Source organism: Mesorhizobium sp. M2A.F.Ca.ET.042.01.1.1 (assembly GCF_003997405.1).
Classification (GTDB): domain Bacteria; phylum Pseudomonadota; class Alphaproteobacteria; order Rhizobiales; family Rhizobiaceae; genus Mesorhizobium.
Map to the genome: position 1 here is coordinate 12,526 of NZ_RZRX01000034.1, position 23,070 is coordinate 35,595.

Sequence of the window (23,070 nt, forward strand, 5' to 3'; positions counted from 1 at the left end):
TCACGGCAATGGGCACAGCCGAGAACGGCGCCGCCGCGTGGAAATCCGACCTCTTGCTGGCGCTGCTTGCCGCCTTGCTCGCGCTCGCCGTCGACGCGTGGACCGGCTTTGGCCAACTGACCGATGCGGGCGGCGACAACGACAATCTGCTGCGCCTCGTCGAGGTCCGCGACTTGCTTGCCGGTCAGGGCTGGTTCGACCTGCACCAGTATCGCATGGGGCTGGAAGGCGGCTTCGTCATGCACTGGTCCAGGCTGGTGGATGCGCCGATCGCCGCGATCGTGCTTGCCGCCTCGGCGCTCACCGGCAGCAGGCCGCTTGCCGAGGACGTGGCGCAGGTGCTGTGGCCGGCGCTGCTCTTCTGGTCGACCCTGTTCTTCACCGCTCGCGCCGCACGCGGCTTCGGCGGCGCCGGCGCGGTGCTGCCCGCCATCCTGGTCGGCGGCGCCGGCTACTATTTCCTCGGCATCTACGACCCCGGCGCGCTCGATCACCACAACGTCCAGCTGATGCTCACCATGGCGAGCCTCGCTTTGCTGCTCGAGGCGCCTGCCCGGCACTGGGCCGCGCTGTTGTCCGGCCTCTGCGCGGCGCTGACGCTCGCCGTCGGCATGGAAACCGTGCCCTATGTCGCCACCATCGGCGTCTGCGTGTCGCTGCTGTTCGTCGCCAACCCGAGCGGCGAGCGGACAATCGCCCGCGATTTTGGCTTCGGCTTCGCTGGCGTCGCGGCGCTTGTCTTCGTCGCCACCATCCCGCCCCCCGCCTGGGGCGTGGCTGAGTGCGATGCCTTCTCCGTCGCGCAGTTCGTCGTCGCCGCCATCGCCGGCGTCGGGCTGGCGGCGATCGCCTTGGTCGAGCCCGCCGCCGGCAGCCGGCAGCGCAGGCTGGCGTTGCTTGCCGCGCTGGGCGTCGTCCTCGGCGCGGTCGTGGCGGCGCTGTTCCCGCAATGCCTCTCGGCGCCCTATGCCAATCTCGACCCGCGCCTGAAGGAACTGTGGCTCGACCATATCGACGAGGCCCAGTCGCTGTTCACGCTGCTCGCCCACGATCCGGCGCGCGTTGCGGCGCGTTATGCGACGCCGCTGCTCGCGATCATCCTGATGGCGCTGCGTTTGCGGCGCGGCGGCTGGCGGCGGCAGGACGGCCTCGTCACGGCGCTGCTCGCCGTCTCCTTTGTGGTCGGCGCCTGGCAGCTGCGTGGCACCACCTTTTCGATCGCCTTCGCGGTCATTCCGCTGTCGGCCTGGATCGCCAAATGGCGGGCGCGGGCCGAAGCCGGCTCTTCGCCCGGCGTGGCGCTGCGCCTCGCGGCCGTCTGGCTGGTCTCGATCAACCCTGTCTGGACCGGCGTTGCCGCCGCCGCCTCGGTAGCGTTCGAAAAAGGCCCGGCTGTCGCCGACCGTGGCACGACGGACAAGGCCTGCGAGAAGAAGGCGACCTTCGCCCCGCTTGGCGGCATGACCGGCACCACCGTGCTTGCGATCTCCAATCTCGGCGCGCCGATCCTCGTCTATAGCGGCCACAAGGTCTTCGCTGGTCCCTATCATCGCAATGTCGCCGGCAATCTCCTGGCGCTGGATGCCTTTCTCGGCTCGGCCGATGACACGCGGCGGATCGTCGAGGCGCATCGTGTCGGCCTCGTCGCCATCTGCCCCGGCAATGGCGAGAGCCGGACCCTGACCCAAAAGGCGCCGCAGGGCTTCCTGGCCGGGCTGCTGCGCGGCAGCGTGCCGGACTGGCTCGAGCCGGTCAGCGGAACCAAGGACGGCCCGATCGAGATCTATCGCGTCAGGCAAGCGGGCTGACGCAATGCGCCGAAAAGTGCGAAACGGCTTTTCCTCGGCACTTGCTCGAACGGCAGCTGCGCACCTGAAAAAGATCGTTCGATATTTACATTAGAAGTTACGCATAAACGAATATTCGGGCTGGGCTAGCCTTCGCTGCGCAAAGCTGAACAAGCGCCGGCGACTCCTGTAACTCTCCGGCGAGAGAAAATCGATTTTCCGATACTTTTCCTAAACGCTTTGCTGCCAGTGTGACTGAAAATACTGACATAAGAACAGAGGCATGATGCAAACGGCGTTTGGCACCGGTCAGCCAGGCAGGGAAAACACGGATCTGGCCCTCACGGATTCGTTGACCGGGCTCGGCAACCATCGTCGCTTCTTCGATAAGGTCGATCGGCTGATCAGCGACCGCGCCGACGATCCCGCGCCCTTCACCGTCGGCATCCTCGACCTCGACGGCTTCAAGCCGATCAACGACCTGTTCGGCCACAAGGCCGGCGACGACATCCTGATCCAGGTGGCGATGCGCCTGCGCGCCTCGATGGACGGCTATTCCACCGTCTGCCGCATCGGCGCCGATGAGTTTGCCTATCTCTACCCCATGGTGTTCTCCGAGGAGCAGGCGGCCGAGAAGTCCCGCATGCTGATCGAGATCCTGTCGGCGCCCTATGACGTCGGCGAGCGCACCGCGAGGCTCTCGGCCTCGGTCGGCTGCTCGCTGTTCTATTCCGGCGACGAGACCACCGAGATCCTGATCAACAAGGCCGAGACCGCGCTTTATCACGCCAAGCGCTCGGGCCGCGGCCGCGTCGTCGTCTACACACGCGAGATGGAGGAGGCGGCCAAGCGCGTCACTCGCATCGAGCAGGCGCTGCGCCGCGCCGTCTCGGCCGGCGAGGTCGAGCCGCATTTCCAGCCCATCGTCGACCTGAACAGCCGCCGCACCATCGGCTTCGAGACCCTGGCGCGCTGGACCGACCGCGACCTCGGCGTCGTGCCGCCATCCGTCTTCATCCCGATCGCCGAGGAACGCGGCATCATCGGCCCGCTGTCGCAGCTGGTGTTGCGCAAGGCGACGGAAGCGGCGCGCAGCTGGCCGAAGGATCTGTTCCTGTCCTTCAACCTGTCGCCCTCGCAGCTCGTCGATCAGAACACCGGCCTGCACATCTTGGCCATCCTCGAGCGCACCGGCTTCGATCCGCGCCGCCTGGAGATCGAGATCACCGAGACCGGCCTGATGAACGATCCGGCCTCGGCCGAGAAGATCGTCGAGGACCTGCGCCGCGTCGGCATCCGCGTCTCGCTCGACGATTTCGGCACCGGCCAGTCCTCGCTCGGCCGCCTGCGCGAGTTCCATTTCGATAAGCTCAAGATCGACCGCGCCTTCGTCTCCTCCATTCTCGACGACCGGCCCTCGGAGCACATCATCCGTGCCATCCTGGCCATGTGCGAGGGGCTCGGCATGGATGTCGTCGCCGAAGGCATCGAGGACGAGGCGCAGGCCGATCGCCTCGTCCAGTTCGGCTGCGCCGGCGGCCAGGGCTATCTGTTCGGCAAGCCGGCCGACGCCGACGCCACGCTCGGCTATCTGCGCGATTCCTATCGCGGCGCGCTGCATGCCAAGGCGATCTGACAAGGTCCCAGCACAGGGATTTTGACCGGTCGGCTCTGTTGCCTTGGCTGGCGGCTTCGGTCAATCTCCAGCGTTTGCGCTGGTTTCACCGAAATGAACAGAAAATCTTCTACCAAGACATTTCACTGCTTCCTTGAAACGGTGAAACGCTCTGGAGCTTTTCGACTGCCTCCAAGACCGGCGGTCCCCGCTTTGCCGGGGCGCCGATCATTTGTCTGATATTTGGCCGGAAATCCGCCTTTTCACCCTTGCCCCCCAGCCCGGCGTGGCTAGGATGCGCGCCGGCCAAAGGGAGAAGAAATCATGATGCCATCGGCACGCTTTGCCGACCTGGACGGCGCTTCGGTGCTGATTACCGGCGGCGGCTCCGGCATCGGCGCGGCGCTAACCGAAGGTTTCATGCGGCAGAACGCGAAAGTCGCCTTCATCGACATCGCCGAGAGGTCAAGCACGGCCCTGGCCGACCGGCTGGAGAACGAGCTCGGCCGCCGCCCGCTCTATCTCAAGGCCGACCTGCGCGACATCGAGGCGCTGCGCGCCGCCGCGGCCAAGGCGGCCGAAGCGCATGGCGATGTCACCGTTTTGGTCAACAACGCCGCGCTCGACGATCGCCACGCCGTGGAAGACGTCACGGTCGAGTTCTGGGACAACAATCTCGCCATCAACCTGCGGCCGCATTTCTTCACCGCGCAGGCCGTGGCGCCCGGCATGAAACGCGCGGGCGGCGGCTCGATCATCAACTTCACCTCCACCTCCTATCTGATCAACCATCCCGATATGCCGGCCTACACAGCAGCCAAGGCAGGCATACTCGGCCTGACCAAAGGCCTCGCCGGCAAGCTCGGCGCCGACCGCATCCGCGTCAACGCGGTGGCGCCAGGCTGGGTCATCACCGAACGCCAGCGCGAGCTCTGGGTCACCGACGCGGGGCTCGCCGCCCATGTCGCCAAGCAGTGCATCAAGGACGTGATGCAGCCCGACGACATGGTGGGCACGGTGCTGTTCCTGGCATCCGACGCCTCGCGCATGCTGACCGCCCAGATGCTGATCGTCGACGGAGGCTTCCTGTGAGTTCGGCACCGGCGGTTGCCGCGCTCGACTGGGGCACGACCAGGCTGCGGGCCTGGCTGCTCGACAATACCGGCAACGTGCTTGCCGAGCGGCGCCGCGACGACGGCCTGATCACCGCTCGCGAAAAAGGTTTTGCCAAGGTGCTGGAAGGCCATCTGGCAGCCATGGGCGCGCCGGAGGCGCTGCCGGTCATCATCTGCGGCATGGCCGGCTCCCGGCAGGGCTGGATCGAGGCGCCCTATGTCACCGTGCCGGCGCCGATCGGCGCGATCCTGCGCGGCGCCGCCCGCATCGAGGGCTCGCGCCGCGACATCCGCATCGTGCCCGGTCTCGCACAGCGGCTGGCCGACGCGCCGGATGTCATGCGGGGCGAGGAGACCCAGCTTGCCGGCGCCGGTTTGCCGGCAAAGGGGCGCCATCTCGTCTGCATGCCGGGCACCCATTCGAAATGGGTTTCGGTCCAGGACGGTGCCGTCGAAGGTTTCGGCACCTGGCCGACCGGCGAATTGTTCTCCGTCCTGGCCACGCACTCGATCCTGAAACATTCGCTCGGCGAGCACCCCGCGCCGGTCGCAGCAGGCAGTCCGTTCTTCCGGCAATGGTGCGAGCGGGTCCTGGGCGAGGGCGGCGACGTGACCTCGAAGCTGTTCGCCATCCGCGCCGCTGGGCTTCTGCAGGACCTGCAGCCCGCCGACGCGGCGGCCTGCCTGTCCGGACTGTTGATCGGCGGCGAGATCGCCTCGGCGAGGCGCCGCTATGGCGCCGGCGAAGAGCCGGTGGTGCTGGTCGCCTCGGGCGCGCTGGCCACGCTTTATGGCACGGCGCTCGGCTTTGCCGGCCTTGCCTTCCTCAGCGCGGACGCTGATGAAGCGGTGCGTGCCGGCCTTGTCGAGGCCGCGCGCGAGAACGGCATGATTGGAGGCGCTTGATGGGCCAGACCGCATCTTTCCCGAAGCTCAGGCGCGGCCTTGTCGCCATCCTGCGCGGCTTGAAGCCGTCCGAGGCGGTGGCGATCGGCAAGGCGATCCACGACGCCGGCATCGAGGCGATCGAAGTGCCGCTCAATTCGCCGGACCCGTTCGTCTCCATCGCCGATCTGGTCAAGGCGCTGCCGCAAAGCGCGCTGATCGGCGCCGGCACTGTGCTGACGGCGGCGGACGTCGACGCCTTGCACAAGGCCGGCGGTCGCCTGCTCGTCAGTCCCAACATCGATGCCGAGGTCATGGGCCGCGCCATGCATCATGGCATGGTGACAATGCCTGGCGTGTTCACGCCCACGGAAGCCTTCCAGGCGATCCGGCTCGGCGCCTCAGCGCTGAAATTCTTCCCGGCAAGCGTGCTTGGAGCGAGCGGCATCGCGGCGATCCGCGCTGTGCTGCCGGCAACGACGCTGATCGGCGCCGTGGGCGGCGTCTCGGATAAGGACTTTGCCGGCTACAAGGCGGTCGGCGTCAGCGTCTTCGGCCTGGGGTCCAGCCTCTACAAGCCGGGCGCGACGGTCGAGGACGTGGCGCGGCGCGCCAGCGCCGCGGTCGCCGCCTGGGATGAAGCTTTCGGAGAATGACAATGGACGGCATTTCGGTTTTTTCCGACCACATCTGCGAGCTCGGCGAAGGCCCGAGCTACGATCCCGCGACCGACACGCTGTTCTGGTTCGACATCGTCAACGGCAAGCTTCTGGAAAAGCCGCTCGCCGGCGCGCTGAAGGTGCATGACCTCGGCGTCATGGCCAGCGCCATCGCCGTCATCGACGCCGACCGCCAGCTCATCGCCACCGAGATCGGCCTGCAGGTCCGGGACGTGAAAACCGGCAGGCTGACGCTGCACACGCCGATCGAAGCCGATAATTCGGTGACGCGCTCCAACGATTCCCGCGTCCATCCCTGCGGCGCGCTGTGGACAGGCACGATGGGCAAGGGCGAGGAGAAGGGCGCGGGCTCGATCTACTGGTTCCTCAAGGGCGAATTGCGCCGGCTGTTTTCCGGCATCACCGTCTCGAACTCGATCTGTTTTTCACAGGACGGCACGATCGCCTACTACACCGACACCGCGACCGGGCTGCTGATGCGCGTCGCCTGCGATCCGGCGACAGGTCTGCCGGCCGGCGAAGTGAAAGTGTTCGTCGATCATCGCTCCTCGAAAGGCTATATCGACGGCTCGGTCGTCGACCGCGACGGCGTGCTGTGGAACGCCGTCTGGGGCGGCAGCGCGGTGAAGGCCTATACGCCGGACGGCACGCTGCTGCGCGAGATCGCCATGCCGGTGACGCAGGCTTCCTGCCCCGCCTTTGTCGGCGCGAAAGCCGATCGCCTCGCCGTGACCTCGGCCTGGAGCGGCAAGGACGAAAAACAGCGCGCTCTCGATCCGCAAGCCGGCATGACCTTCCTGCTCGATATCCCGGTCAACGGCCGCTTCGAGCCGCGCGTGCTGATCGCATAAGGCGGTTGAACACTATCGGGCAATCGCCTTAGTCCGGTCGGTTTCCCGCAAGCCGGCCGCTGCGGCCATGCGATGGTAGCGCCTGATTTCGCCTGGAGCATTCGATGCCGCAGCCGACGCTGATCCTCGTCTACGAGCCGGAAAAGGCCTGCCTCGCCCGCCTGTCCGCCGACGGATACCCGGCGGATCGAGCCCTGGAAATCTCCTCCTATCTGGCGCAGTCGACCGACCTTGCGCCCGAATTCAACCTGCTCGCCGCCGCCTGCGAGAAGCGCGGTCTCGCTTTCAAGCCTGTCGAGCTCGACGACGCGGCGCTGGTTCTGGCAAAGGCCGATCCTGCAACAACGCTCGTTTGGACGCTGACCGACGGCATTGCCTATTTCCGTGGCGGCGCTTCGCCGGCGCTGGCGCGGCTGAACGGGCTGCGCACCATCGGCGCCGATGATTCGCTGTTCGCGCTCTGCCAGGACAAGTTCCGCTGCGGCGCCGTGCTTGGCGCGCTCGGCCTGCCGGTGCCGCAAGCCGGCCTGGCACGCAACGGCGAATGGCTGGTCGAGCCGCCGGCCTCGGCCAAAGGCTGGTTCGTCAAGCCGAACCGGCTCGGCGCCAAGATCGGCATCTGGGCGGATTCGCGCATCGCCGATCTCGGCCATGCGCTAGAGCTTAGCCGGCGCGTCTTTTCCCATTACCGCGACGACGTCGTCGTCCAGCCCTATGTCGCCGGCCGCAATGTGCGCGCGAGCTTCCTTGGGCTGAAGCCCGAAACCGGCGTCGAAGCGCTTGGCATCTTCTTCGTCGATTCCGGCGGCGATTTCCAGACCATGGCCGACTCGATGGCGCTCTACGGCGAGACCGGCCAGGCCGCGAAGGATGCGGGCACCTATGTCGAGCCGGAGCTGGAGGCTGTCGGCGCCAGCCAGCCGGCGGCGGATCGAAGAATCCGCACCATCGTCCAGAAACTGATCAGCGGTCTCGGCCTGAAAGATGTCTTTTCCGTCGACTTCAGGGTCGAGGCCGACGACACCGTCCATCTCATCGAGTTCGAAGTCTGCCCCGGTCTGCCCTGCTTCGATTTCCGCGATTATTGCCGCAGAGAGTGGGGCATGAGCCTGGCCGACGCGATGGCGCAGACAGCGGCGAGCCGGTTGCGGTCGTGACACTCATCATTGGCTGAGACCTAAGAGCTTCGTCATTCCAGGGCGGAGCAAGGAGCGAAGCGACGCGCGCAGACCTGGAATCCATGCCGTTACCTCGGCGTAGAGTGCAGCGGAGCAGAATTCCGGACCATGGCGGCGCGTTGAAGTCACGGAATGGATCCTCGGGTCTGCGCGCGTCGCTTCGCTCCTTGCTCCGCCCGTGGATGACGAAGTAATGGGCGGCCGATCTCCAACCTACGCCCGCGCAGACGAACTAAACGCCCTCCACCAGCACGATCTCGCCATCGGCCACTTTCTGGCGGATAGCGGCGGCGCGCTGGTATTCCGGCGAGTGGTAGCAGTCATGCGCCACGGCCAGCGAGTCGAACTCGATGATGACGTTGCGGGCGCGCCCCGGCCCTTCGGCCTTTTCGTGCTCGCCGCCGCGCGCCAGGAACTTCGCGCCGAAGCGATCGAAGGCGAGCTTCGCGGCGGCGACATAATCCTTGTATCCCTCGGCGTCGCGCACATCGACGCGAGCGATCCAATATCCCTTGGGCATGCGTTTCTCCTGTTTATGTTCGGGCGAGCGCTCGGTCATTGCCGACCGCCGGCCACAATGCCGCGGCATTGTGGCTTGGTTGAGCGGCGCGCCTTAACACATAACCCGAACCCAGGGAAAGCAAGCGCTGGCCGGACGCTGGCCTATGATATGAGCAACGATCCAGCCGACGGAGATGACGAGCCCGCTGCGCCCTTTTGCCGGTCACCGGCCCGGATGCCGTTGAAGCCCGCCTTCGATATTTACATCGGCTTGCCGATGTTTGGATATCACCCTCGACCGGCAAGCCAACGCAGGCCGCCGATGCCCGGCAGGAACACATGCTCACCGCCGCGCGTGACGGCGAAGTCGAGCAGGCCGGTCAAGCGCCGCCGCACGGGCCTCGCTGGAAAGGCGTAGTCGTCCGAGTGGTCGCGGCGGCCGGCGATCGGGTCGCTGCGCGAACCCTCGGAGACGAAATCGCCGTCATTGATCCATTGCGACTGGACGAATTCGAACTGGCGGCCGGGATTGGCGTTGACGAGCGCCAGTATGATGCCCCGGTCCTGGCCGTCATCCTCGAGCACGCCTTCGGGCAGCATCGGCCCGTAGGATGAGCCGCGCCGCAAAAGCCGGTGCAGGCGGGCGTCGGTCAGTGATTCCTTCAGCGCGTCACGTGGGTTGACCCGTCTGATGTGGCTGCCGACCGGCGTTCTGCGGCCATCCGAATCCTCGTCATGATAGGCGAAGTCGTTGTTGCGCCGGCTGTCGCGGCCGAGTTCCGGATCGTCGGCTTCCGGCGCCAGCGCGAGGGGGCAGCCGCTGCGCCAGCGTCCCATCATCTTGGCGGCGATGAACTCCTGCCCCGCGGGGCTGTCGGCATTGTCGCGCAGATATTTGCGGAATGCGGCGACGTCCTGGTGGATCTTGCGGATCGCCAGATAGGTTCCATTGCGCCACAGCGCTTCCGGACCAGGACCGGTCGCGACCACGCCAAGCTCGTTGACGTAACCCAGCACGAACTCGCCCGCCTTGGCCGGTTCGCCCTGGCCGGGCAGCGGCGCGCCGCCCTGGCCTTCGATATAGGGCCGGCTGATGCCGTCGGCGAAGCCGAAATGCTCGCGCAAATTGGGCGGCACCCGACATCGACGCGCCCGACCAGCTTGACGCCCGCGAGCCCTGCCAGCGCTTCGTGCCCGACGGCGAGCTTTTGTTGCCGCAGCTCATCGCTGGCGGCCATCACCAGAAGCCCGACATGGAAGCCGTTTGCGCCATGCGGCATGTCCCAGTGCTCGGGGTCGCTCGCGCCGACATCGCCGAGGAACACCTTGCGCGCCGCCATCCCCTGGCGGAATTCCACCGGGAACTCCGGCAGGATAGCCTCGCTCAGCCGAAGGCGCCGGAGCCCTTCGAAGGTGAAGACCACGTTGATCCAGGCATCCTCGACCGGCCTGTCCCAGTCCGCCGCCGATGTCACATAGGGCAACAGCCGGCGCAGCAGCATCCGCGCCTGCTCCGCGTCGTCGATGCGGAACAGGAGGTAGGCGCCGAAATAGGGCATGGGGCGGTTGCGCAGCACCGTGCCCTGGATGTCGTCGAGTTCGAGCTGAACGGGCATGATGGCAATCAGCCGGCGGCGTCGAGCAGGTCGCTGACGGCGGCGGAGAGCTTCTTCATCCTGGTCAGGTCGCGGACCGAGACGTCGGGATGCGCCGTATAGAAGAACTCGGTCGGGTGAAGCAGGCTGATGACCCATTCGCCTGCCTTGGGGCTGGTTATGCCGGGATAACCTTCCAGCACCCCGTCCGCCAGGGCGTCGAGCCAGGGAGCCGCCTGGGTGGCGATGTCGACGAGATAGGGCTTGAAGTCGCCGTCATAGAGAAGCGAGAGCACGAAGCGCGTGTCGTTGTCGAACAGCAGGATGCGAAGGCTCTGGACCGTGCCCACCCGGCCTTCCCAATAGGCGGCCTCGGCCTGGAATTGCGGCAGCCGCTTGCGGAACAGCTCGGCGCCGCCCGGCACCACGTTGCCGATCATTGTCAGCTCGCCGCGCTTGCCGATCCGCTTGCCGGGGCCGTCGGGCTGATCCGTCATGGTCTGCGCCATCGCCAGGCGCTCTTCCAGGGGCAGTATGTCGGTCATGATCGTCTCCTTGTGTTGAAAGCTGGCAATGGCGTCGGCCGGACCGGCCGGCGGGCGTTGCGGGCTATCGGGGATCCGCCTGCAGTTGCCGCAGCATCAGCGCCGTATCCAGGAGCTGCCGCTGCTCGACGATACGGCCGGCCTGCCAGCGGCAGACGACCGCGAAGGTCACGTCGAAGGCGCGCCGGCCGGGCGGCAGCGCGATGCCGGGAAGCGTCTCCGGCGCGCCGTCCACCGTTCCGGTGATGCGGGCGACCGAGCAGCTCTTCGAGCCGTCGTGGCTGGCAAAGAGATCGAGATAAGGCTCGATCCAGACATGGGCGTCGGCCGCGATCGCGCAGAACTTCCGTGCCTTCTCGATATGGGCCTGCTTGCCGTGCGGCTCGGCTTCGCCGTCTGCATAGGCGGTCAGCCCCTCGGACAGCAGGTCGCCATAAGCCGCCCAGTCACGCGCGTTCCAGGCAGTGTCGATCGCGCGCATCCGCTCGAGCGTGCCGCGCATCGCCATCATCGCTTTTCCCCGTCGCCGAACGGACAGCCGCCGCGCCAGCCGCCCGAACGACTCGCCGCCGAAACCTCGTAGACGCCGCGCCTGATCTGCAGGATGGGATCGTCGGTCGGCTCGATGCCGTCGGTCAGCACCGTGGGGTCGTGGTTCATGACCGGATCGCCTGTGTCCTTTTCCGATGCCGGAGCTGTCAGCGTCATGCGGCCGATAACCACGCGGCGGCGGTCCTCGAGCCACAAGGCGGTGGCGTCGTCGACGGGATCGCCGGGCTCGGCCAGCTCCAGAACCAGGTCGAAAGGCACCGGCTCGCGCGCCAGCCTCTCCTCCAGCTCGACGTAGAGGATGTCGACATTCTCCTCCTTCAGGTCAGCCGGCGGCTGCCCCTTGATGCCGGCCACCGGCACCCAGTGGCAGCGGGCCAGCGTCTCGACATGTTCGGCGCTGATCCAGCGAAAGCAGTGCACCGAATTGAACTCCGTGTGCGCGAAGCTGACCGGAGCCGGGCTTTCGGCGCGCATCTGGAACACCCGCGCCGAATTGGGATTCGCCGCCAGGAAGATCTTGAGGCCGGCAAGGTTGGGAGGGCCGCCAGGTTCGGCCGGCAGGCCGGCATCGAGGAGTCCGACGAACTGATCGATGGAGTTGGCGATGAACAGCTTCTGGCTGAGCATGATGAGGTTGGTGACGCGCCCGTCATCGAGATAGAAGCGCGTGGCCATGCCGACCGTCGAGCCGAAATGGGCGTAAGGATCGCCGCCGCCCTTCGAGAAACGGACGGTGACGGGCATTTCCGCGCCCTGCAGATGACCGGCCCGTGTGTAGCGGCGGGCCGCCTCGTTGGCGCGGAAGGTGCCCTTGTAGAGCCTGCCGTCGGCGTGCAGGGCGCGATAGCCCGGGAAGTCACCGAGGATGCGCTTGATCTTGGCGACGATGTCCTCGGCTTTGCGATACTGGCTGTTTTGCGGCATGCACCTGCTCCCGTCTCTTGTCCGCTGGCGGACAGCACGAATGGAGGTGAGCCTATGGGGCTGCGCCCTTGCCCGTGAAGTTAGGCGCGGGCGGGCTAACTGTTAGCTGACGTTGAGGGTCTAGGGCTGGACGATCGCCAACGGGTCCGCAAGGCCGGTCCTGCCGGTGGGCACGAAGGCGTTGAGCCGTTCCATCAAGGCCGAGAAACGCGGGATGTGGCGAAGCCGGTCGAGCCGTGCGTCGGTTCGTATCCAGACCGTCGAAAGCTCGCGCCGGTCCATCGCCTTCTCCAGCATGTCGAGGCAGAGCTGATCCCGCCCGAGCGCCGCGGCAAGCATGGCGCGCGCGAAATGCGTCGAGGCGCCAAGCTCGCCATCGATGACGCGCCTGCCCCGTTCCGGAGCACCCAGCAAAGCCTGCAGTTCCGCCGCCGCCAGCATCAGGTCCGGGAATTTGTCGGTGACATGCTCGATCTCGCCCATCTGCGAGCGAACGAATTCGGCATTGCCGTCGAAAACATGCGCCAGCGCGCGATAGACCAGGACTTCGGCGGGAGCGCTCCGGCCCGCTGCGCCAGGCGACGCCGCGCGCAAGAAACTGAAGTCGCGCGCCTGATAACGGCTGATGGTTTCGGCGATGTCCTGCTGGATGGAAAAAGGCTCGATTGTCCGGGCCTCGCGGAACAGCCGCTCCGCTTCCTCGTGGCGCGCCATGATGGTCAAAAGGACGCCATGGAGACGTGACGCGCGCGCATTTTCGCCAAGCTCAAGCGCCTTGCGGAAGCCTTCGTCCGCCGCCGCGCGGTTCCACTCCAGCCAGGCTGCGATCGTGGCCCGCGCGGTGTGCGCCTCGACCGATCCGGGGTCGACGGCAAGCGCGGCCCGCACCGCGGCGCTGGCTTCCCGCAAGGCCGTATCGTGGTCGACAAGCCCCAGGCGATAGAGGTCGCAATGGCAGTCGGCGATGCCGGAATGACCACGCGCATAGTCGGGAGCGTTCGCGGCGACGAACTCGAAAACCTGCAACGCGGCGCGGATGGAACCGGGCGTCTGCTCATCGAGCAGTTGCCGGCCGCGATAGACGGCGCCAAGCGCCTTCAAGGCGGATGGGCGCGGTCCGATCTTCGAGGAGCGCATCGCCGAGCTGTCGAAACGAACGCGGCTGAGCGCCGTGATGGCGATGCGTTCCTGCAGCCGCAGCCGTTCGCGCGCCGGCGCATCGAACCGATCCGTCCATATGACGAAGCCTTGCGGATCGGCCACCTCGATCGTGACGCGGAGCATGTCGTCCTCCCGGCGCACCGTGCCCTGGACGATGGCGTCGACGCCGAGCTCGCGCGCGGCGCCTGCAAGCGAATAGGCTTGGTCCTTGAACTGAAACGTGATGCTGCGCGAAACCACCCGCAGTCCCTGCGCCAGCTGCAGCCTGAAGATCAGCTCGTCGGTCAGCCCGTCGGCAAAGCTTTCATCCTCCGCCTCCGCCGACAGCGAACGGAAAGGCATGATCGCAATGGCAGCGCCCATACCTTCGCGGAAAATGCCTTCGGCGTCGGAAGGATGTGGCTCCCGCGCCTCTGCGGGATCCGGTTGCAAGGTGAACTCCGGCACATAGCCGCCGGTCGGAAGGCTGATCCTGACCGGGTCCATCTGCCCCTCGCCGGCGTAGTATTCCTTGAGCTTGGCGCGCAGACGCCGGGCCTCCACCCGCACCGTGGAGTCGATGCGCGGGTCATAGGGCGGCTCTCGACCATAGACATTGTTGCCGATCTGGACTTCCTTGAGCGTGCCGCCGCCACCCTTGAGGGTCTCGGTCACGACAAAACCAAGGAATTCGAGCAGGCGCTCTGAATCCGCAAAGGTGCGGCTGCGCCGAAGTCGCGCGAGCTGGGCCCGGATCATGGCTGGCGAAGGTCGTTTCGGCTGACCCAATTCGAACCCCTCGGCAAAACTGTTACAGCATGTCTCCCGAAAGCGGGAACCGGTTTCGGGATAGAGACATGCGTAAAATCAAAAACCTAAGGCGCATGGAGCGAATCTGAAAGATCGCGCCGCGCTTTAGAGGGCAAAACTAACAGCAACTCATCGAAGTTACAGTGGAAAACGCGCGACCGGCACAGCGGTCGCGGCCGCCTGGCGGCGCGATTCTCGGCAGCCGCGTCCCGGGACTTTCTATGCCGACTGCATCTCAGCGAGGATCGCCTCGGCCGCGGCGCGGCGGTCCGGCGCCTTGACGATCGGCCGGCCGACGACGAGGTGGCTGGAACCGTTGCGGATCGCCTGCGCCGGCGTCACCACGCGTTTCTGGTCGCCATGATCGCTGCCCGACGGGCGGATGCCGGGTGTCACCACCGCCAGGTCGGGGCCGACAATGCGGCGCACCGCTTCGGCCTCTTCCGCCGAGCAGACGATGCCGCCCATGCCGGCATGCAGCGCCTGTTCGGAGCGCCGGAGCACCAGCGTGTGCGGGTCGTATTCATAGCCGGCGTCGATCATGTCCTGCTCATCCATCGAGGTCAGCACTGTCACCCCGAGCAGGCACAGATTGCTGCCCTTGGCCGCCTCGACCGCCGCTCTCATGGTTTTGGGATAGGCGTGCAGCGTCAGCATCGTCATGCCCATCTTGACGATGTTCTCGACGCCCTTGGCGACCGTGTTGTCGATGTCGAGCAGCTTCATGTCGAGGAACACTTTCGTGCCGCCGCTGGCGAGCTCCCGCGCGAAGTCCAGTCCGCCGGCGAAGGCCAGCTGGTAGCCGATCTTGTAGAAGGAAACGGCGCCTTCGAGCTCGCGCACCGCCTTCTCGGCCTCGCTCAGCGTCGGCAGGTCGAGCCCGACGATCAGCCTGTCTCGCATCGTGTTGGCCTCCGCGAAATTGATCACGCCTCGATCCGGGTCGACCGCATGCGCGAGGTTTCCATCAGTGTACGGCATAGGCGCTCCATCGATTGGTGTAGTCTGGCGTCCCTGAACTGTCCGTCCTCGGCGAAAGCTTCGTCGGCCTCGGAGACCGAGCATTCCGGCGTGATCACCTCCATCTGGCAGCGCACCAGCACCGCGCGCAGGTGGTTGATGCAGCGTATGCCGGCGAACTTGCCCTCGGAGGACGAGCAGAGGGCGACCGGCTTGCCGGCCAGGGGCCTGAAGGTGCGGCTGCCCTCTCGCCGTATCCGGCTCACCCAGTCGATCGCGTTCTTGAGCAATGGCGGGATCGAGCCGTTATATTCGGGCGTCGCGATCAAAAGCCCATCATGCGCGGCGATCTGACGGCCGAGCCTGAGCGCGTTCTCGGGGATGCCTCGTTCCTTTTCCAGATCCTCGTCCATGATCGGCAGCGGATAGTCGCCGAGCGAGATTCGCGTCACCTCCGCGCCCTGGATGGCCAGTTCCTTCTGCGCCACGTCGGCGGTCCGGCCGCTATAGGCGCCGGTTCGGACCGAGCCGGCGAAGACGAGGATTCGTGGGATCACTGCCATGGGCCACCCTTGTTCGGGGACAGGTACAGCCAAGGGGAGCGCAAATCAACGAGTGGTGGCAGAAATCAAAACCGAATTCGGCGATCTGCGCCTGCCGGGTGTGCCGAGATTCAGGTCAGGCCAGTCGAAAATGGTGGCTTCCGAGAACCGGAGCGGAGCGTACTTAAAGTACGTGAGCACCGGAAGCGCAGGAAGCCGCCATTTGCAGGCCGGCCTCACCTGAATATCGGCGCACCCTAGTGCGACGGCCGCCGATAAATCCACAGCTGCGTCGGCGGGATGTTGCGGAAGATGAAATCGAAATGCTCGACGGTGTAGTCGCCGCGCCCGGCCGGGATCGGCGACAGCGGGCCGTAGGTCAGCTGCACGATCGGCCGTCCATGCGGAATGCGGTCGAGCAGGCTTTCGATATAGGCGATGCGCTGGGTGACCGGGAAATTGAGCAGCGGCACGCCGGAGACGACCGAATCGAACACCATGTCGCGCTTGTCGCCGAGCGTGGCATTGAGATTGAAGGCATCGCCCTCGATCACATTGACGCCGGGATAGAGCCCGCGCAGATGGCGCACGAAGTCGGTCGAATACTCGACCGCGTAGAGGTTTTCCGGCTTCACGCCCTGGGCGAGGATGGCGCGGGTGATGACGCCGGTGCCTGGCCCCACTTCAAGCACGGGCAGGCCAGATCTCGGATTGACGATCGAGGCCATCTTGCGGGCGGTGATGGAACTGGTTGGAACGATCGAGCCGACCGTTTTCGGCTTGTCCATCCAGCCTTTGAAGAACTTCAGCTCGTCGTCGAATTTTTCCGCCAGCGCTTTGCGCAATCCGGGACTACGTGCCATCAGAGCTCTCCTCAATGCTCGCCCCCCGATCCGCTACTTAGCAGGTGGGTGGGACAAGGCAAGGCGCCAAGCTGGCATAAGGTGTTGATGACGCTTGGGAAGCGGATTGCCCTCCCATGCCGTGCGCAATGCTGGCTGTGACGATCAGTTTTCGCCGAACGACTCGAAGAAGTCCTTCATGCGGGCGAAGAAGCCGCTCGACTGAGGCGAGTTGTCCTTCGAGGAGAGCTGCTCGAACTCTTCCAGCAATTCGCGCTGGCGGCGCGAAAGATTCTGCGGCGTCTCGACCGCCGTCTGGATGTAGAGGTCGCCGACATTGGGCTGGCGCAGCACCGGCATGCCCTTGCCCTTGAGGCGGAACTGGCGGCCGTTCTGCGTGCCTTCCGGCACTTTCACCTTGGTCTGCGTGCCGTCGAGCGTGGTGACCTCGAAGGAGCCGCCAAGCGCGGCCGTCGTCATCGAGATCGGCACCTTGCAATAGAGATCGGCGCCATCGCGCTGGAAGAATTCGTGCGGCTTCACCGCTAGGAAGATGTAAAGGTCGCCGGACGGGCCGCCGCGCAGGCCGGCCTCGCCCTCATTGGCAAGCCGGATGCGGGTGCCGTCCTCGATGCCGGCCGGGATGTTGACCGACAGCGAGCGCTCCTCGGTGACGCGGCCCTGTCCAGCGCATTTCGGGCAGGGGTCCTTGATCGTCTGGCCGCGGCCCTGGCATTGCGGGCAGGTGCGCTCGATCGAGAAGAAACCTTGCGTGGCGCGCACCTTGCCGTGGCCGTGGCACATCGAGCAGGTCACCGGCTGCGTGCCGGGCTTGGCGCCGCTGCCGGAGCATTCCGAGCAGGAGATGGAAGCCGGCACGTGGATCTGCGCGGTCTTGCCGGAAAAGGCCTCTTCCAGCGTGATTTCCATGTTGTAGCGCAGGTCGGCGCCGCGCTCGCGACCGCCCGACGAGCGGCGCTGGCGGCCGCCCATCATGTCGCCGAAAATATCCTCGAAGATGTCGGCGAAACCGCCGGCGCCGAAGCCGTGTGCCGCGCCGTTCATGCCGCCCTCGAAGGCGGCGTGACCGAAGCGGTCATAGGCGGCGCGCTTCTGCGGGTCCTTCAGCGTCTCGTAGGCTTCGTTGATTTCCTTGAACTTGTGCTCGCAGGCATGGTCGCCGGGGTTGCGGTCGGGATGGAACTGCATGGCGAGCTTGCGAAAAGCGCTCTTGAGTTCCTTTTCGTCGGCGCCTTTTTGCACGCCCAGCGTTTCGTAGAAATCAGCTTTCATTTTTTCCCGCTGTCCGGATGCTCAATGTCTTCAAGCATTGTTGGCGACGTTTGCCGGCATGGCCTTGGATTTAGGAGCGATGTTTCCCGGATGCTAGTACCAAGCAGGCTCGCTCCGGTTTTTTCCGTCACTTTTTCAAGCAGGCCCGTACTTTTTCAACGAAGGTTGCAAAAAAGCCCGGCTTTGCGCCGGGCTTTTGCACTTATTCGCCGTCAGCCGGCTCAGGCCGACTTCTTCTTGTCGTCGTCTTCGTCGATTTCCTCGAAGTCGGCGTCGACCACGTCCGAATCCTTGGCGGCATCCGCCTTGGCGTCGGCTTCGGCCGCTTCCTTCTGCGAGGCCTCGTACATGGCCTGGCCGAGCTTCATCGACACTTCGGCGAGCGACTGCGACTTGGCCTCGATATCGGCCGGATCGTCGCCTTCGGCGGCGGTCTTCAGCGCGGCGATGGCGTCGGAGATCGCGGTGCGGTCAGCATCCGAGACCTTGTCGCCATAATCCTTCAGCGACTTCTCGGACGAATGCACCAGCGCTTCGGCCTGGTTGCGGGCCTCCACCAGGGCACGGCGCTTCTTGTCGGCGTCGGCATTGGCCTCGGCGTCCTTCACCATCTTCTCGATGTCGGCGTCGGACAGGCCGCCCGAAGCCTGGATGCGGATCTGGTGCTCCTTGCCGGTGCCCTTGTCCTTGGCCGAGACGTTGACGATGCCGTTGGCGTCGATGTCGAAGGTGACTTCGATCTGCGGCACGCCGCGCGGCGCCGGCGGGATGCCGACCAGGTCGAACTGGCCGAGCAGCTTGTTGTCCGCCGCCATTTCGCGCTCGCCCTGGAAGACGCGGATCGTCACAGCCGACTGCGAATCCTCGGCGGTCGAGAAGGTCTGGCTCTTCTTGGTCGGGATCGTCGTGTTGCGCTCGATCAGTCGGGTGAACACGCCACCCAACGTCTCGATACCCAGCGACAGCGGCGTCACGTCGAGCAACAGCACGTCCTTGACGTCGCCCTGCAGCACGCCGGCCTGGATGGCGGCGCCGAGCGCGACGACCTCATCCGGGTTGACGCCCTTGTGCGGCTCCTTGCCGAAGAACTGCTTCACGATCTCCTGGATCTTGGGCATGCGAGTCATGCCGCCGACCAGGACTACTTCGTCGATCTCGCCGGCCTTCAGGCCGGCGTCCTTGAGCGCCGCCTTGCAGGGCTCGATCGTGCGCTGCACGAGATCCTCGACCAGGCTTTCGAACTTCGCCCGGGTGAGCTTCATCGTCAGGTGCTTCGGGCCAGTGGCGTCGGCGGTGATGAAGGGCAGGTTGATCTCGGTCTGCGTCGTCGACGACAGCTCGATCTTGGCCTTTTCGGCCGCTTCCTTCAGGCGCTGCAGCGCGAGCTTGTCGGCCTTGAGGTCGATGCCCTGTTCCTTCTTGAACTCGGCCGCCAGATATTCGACGAGCCGCATGTCGAAGTCCTCGCCGCCGAGGAAGGTGTCGCCATTGGTCGACTTCACCTCGAACACGCCGTCGCCGATCTCGAGCACGGAAATGTCAAAGGTGCCGCCGCCAAGGTCATAGACGGCGATGGTCTTGCCGTCCTTCTTTTCCAGGCCGTAGGCAAGCGCGGCAGCCGTCGGCTCGTTGATGATGCGCAGCACCTCAAGGCCGGCGATCCTGCCGGCGTCCTTGGTCGCCTGGCGCTGGGCGTCGTTGAAATAGGCCGGGACGGTGATGACCGCCTTCTCGACCTTCTCGCCGAGATAGGCTTCCGCCGTCTCCTTCATCTTCTGCAGGATCATGGCCGAGATCTGGCTGGGCGACTGCTTCTTGCCGCCGGCCTCGACCCAGGCGTCGCCATTGTCGCCCTTGACGATCTTGTAGGGGACAAGCTTCTTGTCCTTCTCCGTCACCGGGTCGTCATAGCGGCGGCCGATCAGGCGCTTGACCGCGAAGATGGTGTTTTCAGGATTGGTGACCGCCTGGCGCTTGGCCGGCTGGCCGACGAGGCGTTCGCCGTCATTCGAGATGGCGACGATGGAAGGCGTCGTGCGCGCGCCCTCAGCGTTCTCAATCACCTTGGGGTCCTTGCCATCCATGATGGCGATGCAGGAATTGGTGGTGCCGAGATCGATACCGATAACTTTTGCCATTGTTCTAGTCTCTCCTCTAAGCAGGCTCTCAGGACCCTTCAAAAGGCGTTCCGACGAAAGCCCCTGTTCACAAGAAATCCCGTCTTGGTCACCGGTTTTCGGGGGCCGGGACGGCTGGGGCGTATATAAGAACAGCCGATACGGGGCGCAAGCATTCTGCGCAAGCTGTTCATTGTCTCGGGCAAGGTTTGGGAAGCGATCCGCCGCGCTTTGCGGCGCGCTCGGCGCGAGCTCACGCTATCACATTGTTCGGGCTGGCTTTTTTGGACGTGGCGCCGCTGGCGGTGCGTGCAGCCGTCGTCCGGCGAGGGCAACGCTCGCCTCGGCGGGCGTGACTTTCGGTCGCGAAAGGCCGGAAAATTAGCGTCTCGGCGACGCTTCGCGCATCCGGCGGCCAAGGAATGGGAGCGCCTCGCGCTCGGGCAGAACCCTGCCGGGCGCGTGGCCCGGCAGGGTTCCGGACTTAGAGCCCGTTGTCCTTGAGGATCTTGGCAGCGTTTTCCTTGGTGATCCTTTCCGTCGGCAGCGTGATGGTCTTCTCGACCTTCTCGCCGTTCAGGAACTTGATCGCCTGGCGCAGGCCCTCGGCGCCCGGCGTGACATAGGTGAAGGTCGCCGTCAGCTCGCCCTTGTTCACCATCTGCACGCCTTCGTTGGGCAGGCCGTCGATGCCGATGAACTTGATACCCTTCTCGCGCCCGACATCCTTGGCCGCGAGATAGGCGCCATAGGCCATCGGATCGTTGTGGCCGTAGACGAGGTCGATCTTCTCGTTGGTCTTCAGCGCGTTGGCCATGATGTTGTAGGCCTGGTCCTGCTTCCAGTCGCCCGACTGCTGGTCGAGCAGGTACTTGATGCCCGGCTCCTTGTCGGTGAATTCATGGAAACCGTCATGGCGGTCATGCGCCGGCTGCGTGCCCATGCCGCCCCAGATCTCGACGACATTGCCGGCCGCCTTGCCTTTGCCGCCCAGGAGCTCGACGGCATATTCGCCCGCCGCGCGGCCGATCAGCTTGTTGTCGCCGCCGACGAACTGCGTGTAGTCCTTGGTGTCGACATTGCGGTCGAGCACGAAGACCGGGATCTTGGCGTCGATCGCCTGCTGCACGACGCCGGTGAGGCCGGCCGATTCCTTCGGCGACACCAGCAGCGCGTCGACCTCCTGGCGGATCAGGTTCTCGACGTCGGCGACCTGCTTCTCGGTCTTGTCCTCGCCGTCGGTGATGATCAGCTCGACTTCCGGATGCTTGGCGGCCTCGGCGATGATGTCCTTGTTGAACTGGGCGCGCCAGGGCTCGATGGTCGTCACCTGCGAGAAGCCGATCTTCCACTTCTTGTCCTGGGCAAAGGCATGGTTGCCGGACAGAATTGCGGTGGTCGTCAGAAGTGCCGCCGCGAAAGTGGCGAGCTTCAGCATTTCACGTCGTTTCATGGTCCTGTTTCCTCCGGATTATAGAGACGAGGTCTCCTGTGACGGCCGCTTGGCCGCGGCCGTTTCCTTTTGCGCCGCCCGTCCGCCGGGCAGGCGCAGATAGCTTAAGATGTCGCCGGCGTTGCGCTCCTGAACGAGCACCGTGCCGATGATGATCGCCCCCTTCAGCACCAGCTGAAGGTTCGAATTGATGTTGTGCAGTTGCAGGATGTTGGACAGCAGTCCGAAGATCAGCACGCCGCAGAAGGTGCCGATCAGGCTGCCTCGCCCGCCCATCAGGCTGGTGCCGCCGATGACCACGGCGGCGATGGCGTCGAGCTCCAGCCCCGCGCCGGCATCCGGCTTGCCTTGCCGGTATTGCGCCACGTAGAGCACCGCCGCGATGCCGGCGAGTAGGCCGGACACCGCATAGGTGGCGATCTTGACGCGTCCCGCCGCGATGCCGGAAAGCCTGGCCGCCTCCTCATTGCCGCCGATGGCGTAGACATAGCGGCCGAAGGGCGTGAACCGCAGCACCGCGCCATAGATCAGGACCGCGCCGAGGAAGAACAGGCCTGGCATCGGCACGACGCCGAACACCAGCGAGCGCAGGATCTCGAACTCTTCCGTGGCGTTGGAGCCGGTATAGACCGGCAGCACCGCATTGTTCTGGCCGGCCGTCAGCCTGGCGATGCCAAGCGCCGTCACCATCATCGCCAGCGTGACGATAAAGGGCTGCAGGCGGCCGGCGACGATGATGAAGCCGTTGATGGTGCCGAACAGCAAGCCGACGCAAGGCGCCACCAGAAGCACGCCGAGCACGCCGAACTTGGTCTCGACCTGCGGCAGCAGATACCACAGCGAGAGGCCGCAAAGGATCACGCCGACGACGCCCGGGATGACCAGCCCGCGCGTCGTGTCCAGCCGCGCGTCGCGCCCGGCGTCCCCGTCGGCGCGGGATTTCTGGATGTTGAGCAGGATGAAGCGGGTGATGAGCGCGCCGAGGCACAAGGCGACCAGCGCTGTCGTTGGCACGCCAAGCGCCGCCGATGGCGTGACGCCCGGCACGGTGAGCAGCATGGCGCAGACGACCGAGCAGATCGCCATCAGCGAGCCGACGGACAGATCGATGCCGCCGGTCAGGATCACCGCCGTCATCCCCGTGGCGATGAGGCCGGTGGTCGACACCTGGCGCAGCACGTCGAGCAGGTTGCCGTAGGACAGGAAGATGTTGTTGCCCTTGGAACTGATCGGCGAGCCGAAGACGCCGATCAGGAAGATGGCGATCAGCCCCCAGTAAAGCTTGGTGCGGGAGACAAGGCTGATAAGGTTCATGCGGCAGGTCTCGCGGTCCTTCTGGGCGCGGCAAGCCGCATGATCGCCTCCTCGCTGGCTTCGGTGCGGGACAGGATGCCGCGCTGGCGGCCCTCCGCCATGACCAGGATGCGGTCGGCCAGATGAAGGAGCTCGGGCAGTTCTGAGCTGATCACGGCGATCGCCAGCCCGTCGCCGGCGAGCTTGAAGATGAGGTCGTAGATCTCGCGCTTGGCGCCGACATCGATGCCGCGCGTCGGCTCGTCGAGCAGAAGCACGCGCGGCATCGATGTCGGCGCCAAGCGCGAGATCTACGACCTCATCTTCAAGCTCGCCGGCGACGGGCTGGCGATCGCCGTGATCAGCTCAGAACTGCCCGAGCTCCTTCATCT

General features: G+C 65.5%; 19 protein-coding genes and 2 pseudogenes. 7 read left to right on the forward strand and 14 right to left on the reverse strand.

What is annotated here, in order from left to right:
- The first annotated feature begins 8 nt into the window (after positions 1 to 8).
- The 7 genes from EOA23_RS07805 (at position 9) to EOA23_RS07835 (ending at position 8,090) form a co-directional block, all read left to right on the forward strand.
- Positions 9 to 1,808 carry a GtrA family protein gene (locus tag EOA23_RS07805; RefSeq protein WP_127303488.1) on the forward strand — a complete coding sequence of 600 codons (1,800 nt, stop codon included), beginning with the start codon at positions 9 to 11 and terminating at the stop codon, positions 1,806 to 1,808.
- Positions 1,809 to 2,073: 265 nt separating this feature from the next.
- Positions 2,074 to 3,423 (forward strand): EAL domain-containing protein, encoded by a 1,350-nt coding sequence (locus tag EOA23_RS07810; protein WP_126064864.1) that lies wholly within the window; start codon positions 2,074 to 2,076, stop codon positions 3,421 to 3,423.
- 303 nt (positions 3,424 to 3,726) lie between these two features.
- Positions 3,727 to 4,494 carry an SDR family oxidoreductase gene (locus tag EOA23_RS07815; RefSeq protein ID WP_127303489.1) on the forward strand — a complete coding sequence of 256 codons (768 nt, stop codon included), beginning with the start codon at positions 3,727 to 3,729 and terminating at the stop codon, positions 4,492 to 4,494.
- Positions 4,491 to 5,423: a 2-dehydro-3-deoxygalactonokinase gene (locus tag EOA23_RS07820; RefSeq protein WP_127303490.1), complete on the forward strand. Its 933-nt coding sequence runs from the start codon at positions 4,491 to 4,493 to the stop codon at positions 5,421 to 5,423. The genes EOA23_RS07815 and EOA23_RS07820 overlap by 4 nt, the downstream gene beginning before the upstream one ends.
- Positions 5,423 to 6,058: a 2-dehydro-3-deoxy-6-phosphogalactonate aldolase gene (locus tag EOA23_RS07825; RefSeq protein WP_127303491.1), complete on the forward strand. Its 636-nt coding sequence runs from the start codon at positions 5,423 to 5,425 to the stop codon at positions 6,056 to 6,058. The genes EOA23_RS07820 and EOA23_RS07825 overlap by 1 nt, the downstream gene beginning before the upstream one ends.
- Positions 6,055 to 6,933 carry an SMP-30/gluconolactonase/LRE family protein gene (locus tag EOA23_RS07830; RefSeq protein WP_127303492.1) on the forward strand — a complete coding sequence of 293 codons (879 nt, stop codon included), beginning with the start codon at positions 6,055 to 6,057 and terminating at the stop codon, positions 6,931 to 6,933. The genes EOA23_RS07825 and EOA23_RS07830 overlap by 4 nt, the downstream gene beginning before the upstream one ends.
- 104 nt (positions 6,934 to 7,037) lie before the next feature.
- Positions 7,038 to 8,090 (forward strand): D-alanine:D-lactate ligase-like protein, encoded by a 1,053-nt coding sequence (locus EOA23_RS07835; RefSeq protein ID WP_127303493.1) that lies wholly within the window; start codon positions 7,038 to 7,040, stop codon positions 8,088 to 8,090.
- 253 nt (positions 8,091 to 8,343) lie between these two features.
- Here EOA23_RS07835 and EOA23_RS07840 read toward each other — a convergent pair whose 3' ends face one another.
- From EOA23_RS07840 to EOA23_RS07905, 14 genes and pseudogenes are all read right to left on the reverse strand, one after another.
- A complete protein-coding gene (locus EOA23_RS07840) occupies positions 8,344 to 8,631 on the reverse strand; it encodes a DUF1330 domain-containing protein (RefSeq protein ID WP_042647338.1) in 288 nt (95 codons plus the stop codon).
- Between the two features lie 269 nt (positions 8,632 to 8,900).
- Positions 8,901 to 9,815, reverse strand: a pseudogene (locus tag EOA23_RS07845) (peroxidase); the annotation flags it as partial.
- 421 nt (positions 9,816 to 10,236) lie between these two features.
- The gene (locus tag EOA23_RS07850) at positions 10,237 to 10,752 is read right to left on the reverse strand and encodes a hypothetical protein (RefSeq protein WP_127303494.1); all 516 of its coding nucleotides are present in this window, start codon (positions 10,750 to 10,752) and stop codon (positions 10,237 to 10,239) included.
- Between the two features lie 64 nt (positions 10,753 to 10,816).
- The gene (locus EOA23_RS07855; protein ID WP_127303495.1) at positions 10,817 to 11,263 is read right to left on the reverse strand and encodes an ester cyclase; all 447 of its coding nucleotides are present in this window, start codon (positions 11,261 to 11,263) and stop codon (positions 10,817 to 10,819) included.
- Entirely contained in the window at positions 11,260 to 12,228 is a 969-nt protein-coding gene (locus tag EOA23_RS07860; RefSeq protein ID WP_127303496.1) for a catalase, read from the reverse strand. The genes EOA23_RS07855 and EOA23_RS07860 overlap by 4 nt, the downstream gene beginning before the upstream one ends.
- Before the next feature lie 120 nt (positions 12,229 to 12,348).
- Positions 12,349 to 14,127: a hypothetical protein gene (locus EOA23_RS07865; protein ID WP_127303497.1), complete on the reverse strand. Its 1,779-nt coding sequence runs from the start codon at positions 14,125 to 14,127 to the stop codon at positions 12,349 to 12,351.
- 270 nt (positions 14,128 to 14,397) lie between these two features.
- Positions 14,398 to 15,081, reverse strand: a complete 684-nt coding sequence (pyrF, locus tag EOA23_RS07870) for an orotidine-5'-phosphate decarboxylase (protein ID WP_127303501.1) — start codon at positions 15,079 to 15,081, stop codon at positions 14,398 to 14,400.
- Positions 15,082 to 15,104: 23 nt separating this feature from the next.
- On the reverse strand, positions 15,105 to 15,701 hold the full coding sequence (locus EOA23_RS07875; RefSeq protein WP_126063439.1) for an NADPH-dependent FMN reductase: 597 nt from the start codon (positions 15,699 to 15,701) through the stop codon (positions 15,105 to 15,107).
- Positions 15,702 to 15,937: 236 nt separating this feature from the next.
- Positions 15,938 to 16,543, reverse strand: coding sequence for a phospholipid N-methyltransferase PmtA (gene pmtA / locus EOA23_RS07880; protein WP_127303498.1), 606 nt, complete (start codon positions 16,541 to 16,543; stop codon positions 15,938 to 15,940).
- Between the two features lie 144 nt (positions 16,544 to 16,687).
- Positions 16,688 to 17,815 carry a molecular chaperone DnaJ gene (gene dnaJ, locus EOA23_RS07885; RefSeq protein ID WP_042647343.1) on the reverse strand — a complete coding sequence of 376 codons (1,128 nt, stop codon included), beginning with the start codon at positions 17,813 to 17,815 and terminating at the stop codon, positions 16,688 to 16,690.
- Positions 17,816 to 18,036: 221 nt separating this feature from the next.
- Positions 18,037 to 19,953, reverse strand: coding sequence for a molecular chaperone DnaK (gene dnaK / locus EOA23_RS07890; RefSeq protein WP_126063437.1), 1,917 nt, complete (start codon positions 19,951 to 19,953; stop codon positions 18,037 to 18,039).
- Between the two features lie 463 nt (positions 19,954 to 20,416).
- On the reverse strand, positions 20,417 to 21,385 hold the full coding sequence (locus EOA23_RS07895; RefSeq protein WP_127303499.1) for a substrate-binding domain-containing protein: 969 nt from the start codon (positions 21,383 to 21,385) through the stop codon (positions 20,417 to 20,419).
- Between the two features lie 18 nt (positions 21,386 to 21,403).
- The gene (locus tag EOA23_RS07900; protein WP_127303500.1) at positions 21,404 to 22,699 is read right to left on the reverse strand and encodes an ABC transporter permease; all 1,296 of its coding nucleotides are present in this window, start codon (positions 22,697 to 22,699) and stop codon (positions 21,404 to 21,406) included.
- Positions 22,696 to 22,962 (reverse strand): annotated as a pseudogene (locus EOA23_RS07905) (D-xylose ABC transporter ATP-binding protein); the annotation flags it as partial. The pseudogene EOA23_RS07905 and the gene EOA23_RS07900, both read right to left, overlap by 4 nt.
- Positions 22,963 to 23,070 lie beyond the last annotated feature (108 nt).

Excerpts from the sequence above, each read along its gene's own strand:
- EOA23_RS07895 (WP_127303499.1), bottom strand. The coding sequence starts at position 21,385 with ATGAAACGACGTGAAATGCTGAAGCTCGCCACTTTCGCGGCGGCACTT.
- EOA23_RS07860 (WP_127303496.1), bottom strand. The coding sequence starts at position 12,228 with ATGCCGCAAAACAGCCAGTATCGCAAAGCCGAGGACATCGTCGCCAAG.
- pmtA (WP_127303498.1), bottom strand. The coding sequence starts at position 16,543 with ATGGCACGTAGTCCCGGATTGCGCAAAGCGCTGGCGGAAAAATTCGAC.
- EOA23_RS07835 (WP_127303493.1), top strand. The coding sequence starts at position 7,038 with ATGCCGCAGCCGACGCTGATCCTCGTCTACGAGCCGGAAAAGGCCTGC.
- dnaJ (WP_042647343.1), bottom strand. The coding sequence starts at position 17,815 with ATGAAAGCTGATTTCTACGAAACGCTGGGCGTGCAAAAAGGCGCCGAC.
- dnaK (WP_126063437.1), bottom strand. The coding sequence starts at position 19,953 with ATGGCAAAAGTTATCGGTATCGATCTCGGCACCACCAATTCCTGCATC.
- EOA23_RS07900 (WP_127303500.1), bottom strand. The coding sequence starts at position 22,699 with ATGAACCTTATCAGCCTTGTCTCCCGCACCAAGCTTTACTGGGGGCTG.
- EOA23_RS07855 (WP_127303495.1), bottom strand. The coding sequence starts at position 11,263 with ATGATGGCGATGCGCGGCACGCTCGAGCGGATGCGCGCGATCGACACT.
- EOA23_RS07865 (WP_127303497.1), bottom strand. The coding sequence starts at position 14,127 with ATGATCCGGGCCCAGCTCGCGCGACTTCGGCGCAGCCGCACCTTTGCG.
- EOA23_RS07825 (WP_127303491.1), top strand. The coding sequence starts at position 5,423 with ATGGGCCAGACCGCATCTTTCCCGAAGCTCAGGCGCGGCCTTGTCGCC.
- EOA23_RS07810 (WP_126064864.1), top strand. The coding sequence starts at position 2,074 with ATGCAAACGGCGTTTGGCACCGGTCAGCCAGGCAGGGAAAACACGGAT.
- pyrF (WP_127303501.1), bottom strand. The coding sequence starts at position 15,081 with ATGCGAGACAGGCTGATCGTCGGGCTCGACCTGCCGACGCTGAGCGAG.
- EOA23_RS07875 (WP_126063439.1), bottom strand. The coding sequence starts at position 15,701 with ATGGCAGTGATCCCACGAATCCTCGTCTTCGCCGGCTCGGTCCGAACC.
- EOA23_RS07805 (WP_127303488.1), top strand. The coding sequence starts at position 9 with ATGGGCACAGCCGAGAACGGCGCCGCCGCGTGGAAATCCGACCTCTTG.
- EOA23_RS07850 (WP_127303494.1), bottom strand. The coding sequence starts at position 10,752 with ATGACCGACATACTGCCCCTGGAAGAGCGCCTGGCGATGGCGCAGACC.
- EOA23_RS07815 (WP_127303489.1), top strand. The coding sequence starts at position 3,727 with ATGATGCCATCGGCACGCTTTGCCGACCTGGACGGCGCTTCGGTGCTG.
- EOA23_RS07840 (WP_042647338.1), bottom strand. The coding sequence starts at position 8,631 with ATGCCCAAGGGATATTGGATCGCTCGCGTCGATGTGCGCGACGCCGAG.
- EOA23_RS07830 (WP_127303492.1), top strand. The coding sequence starts at position 6,055 with ATGACAATGGACGGCATTTCGGTTTTTTCCGACCACATCTGCGAGCTC.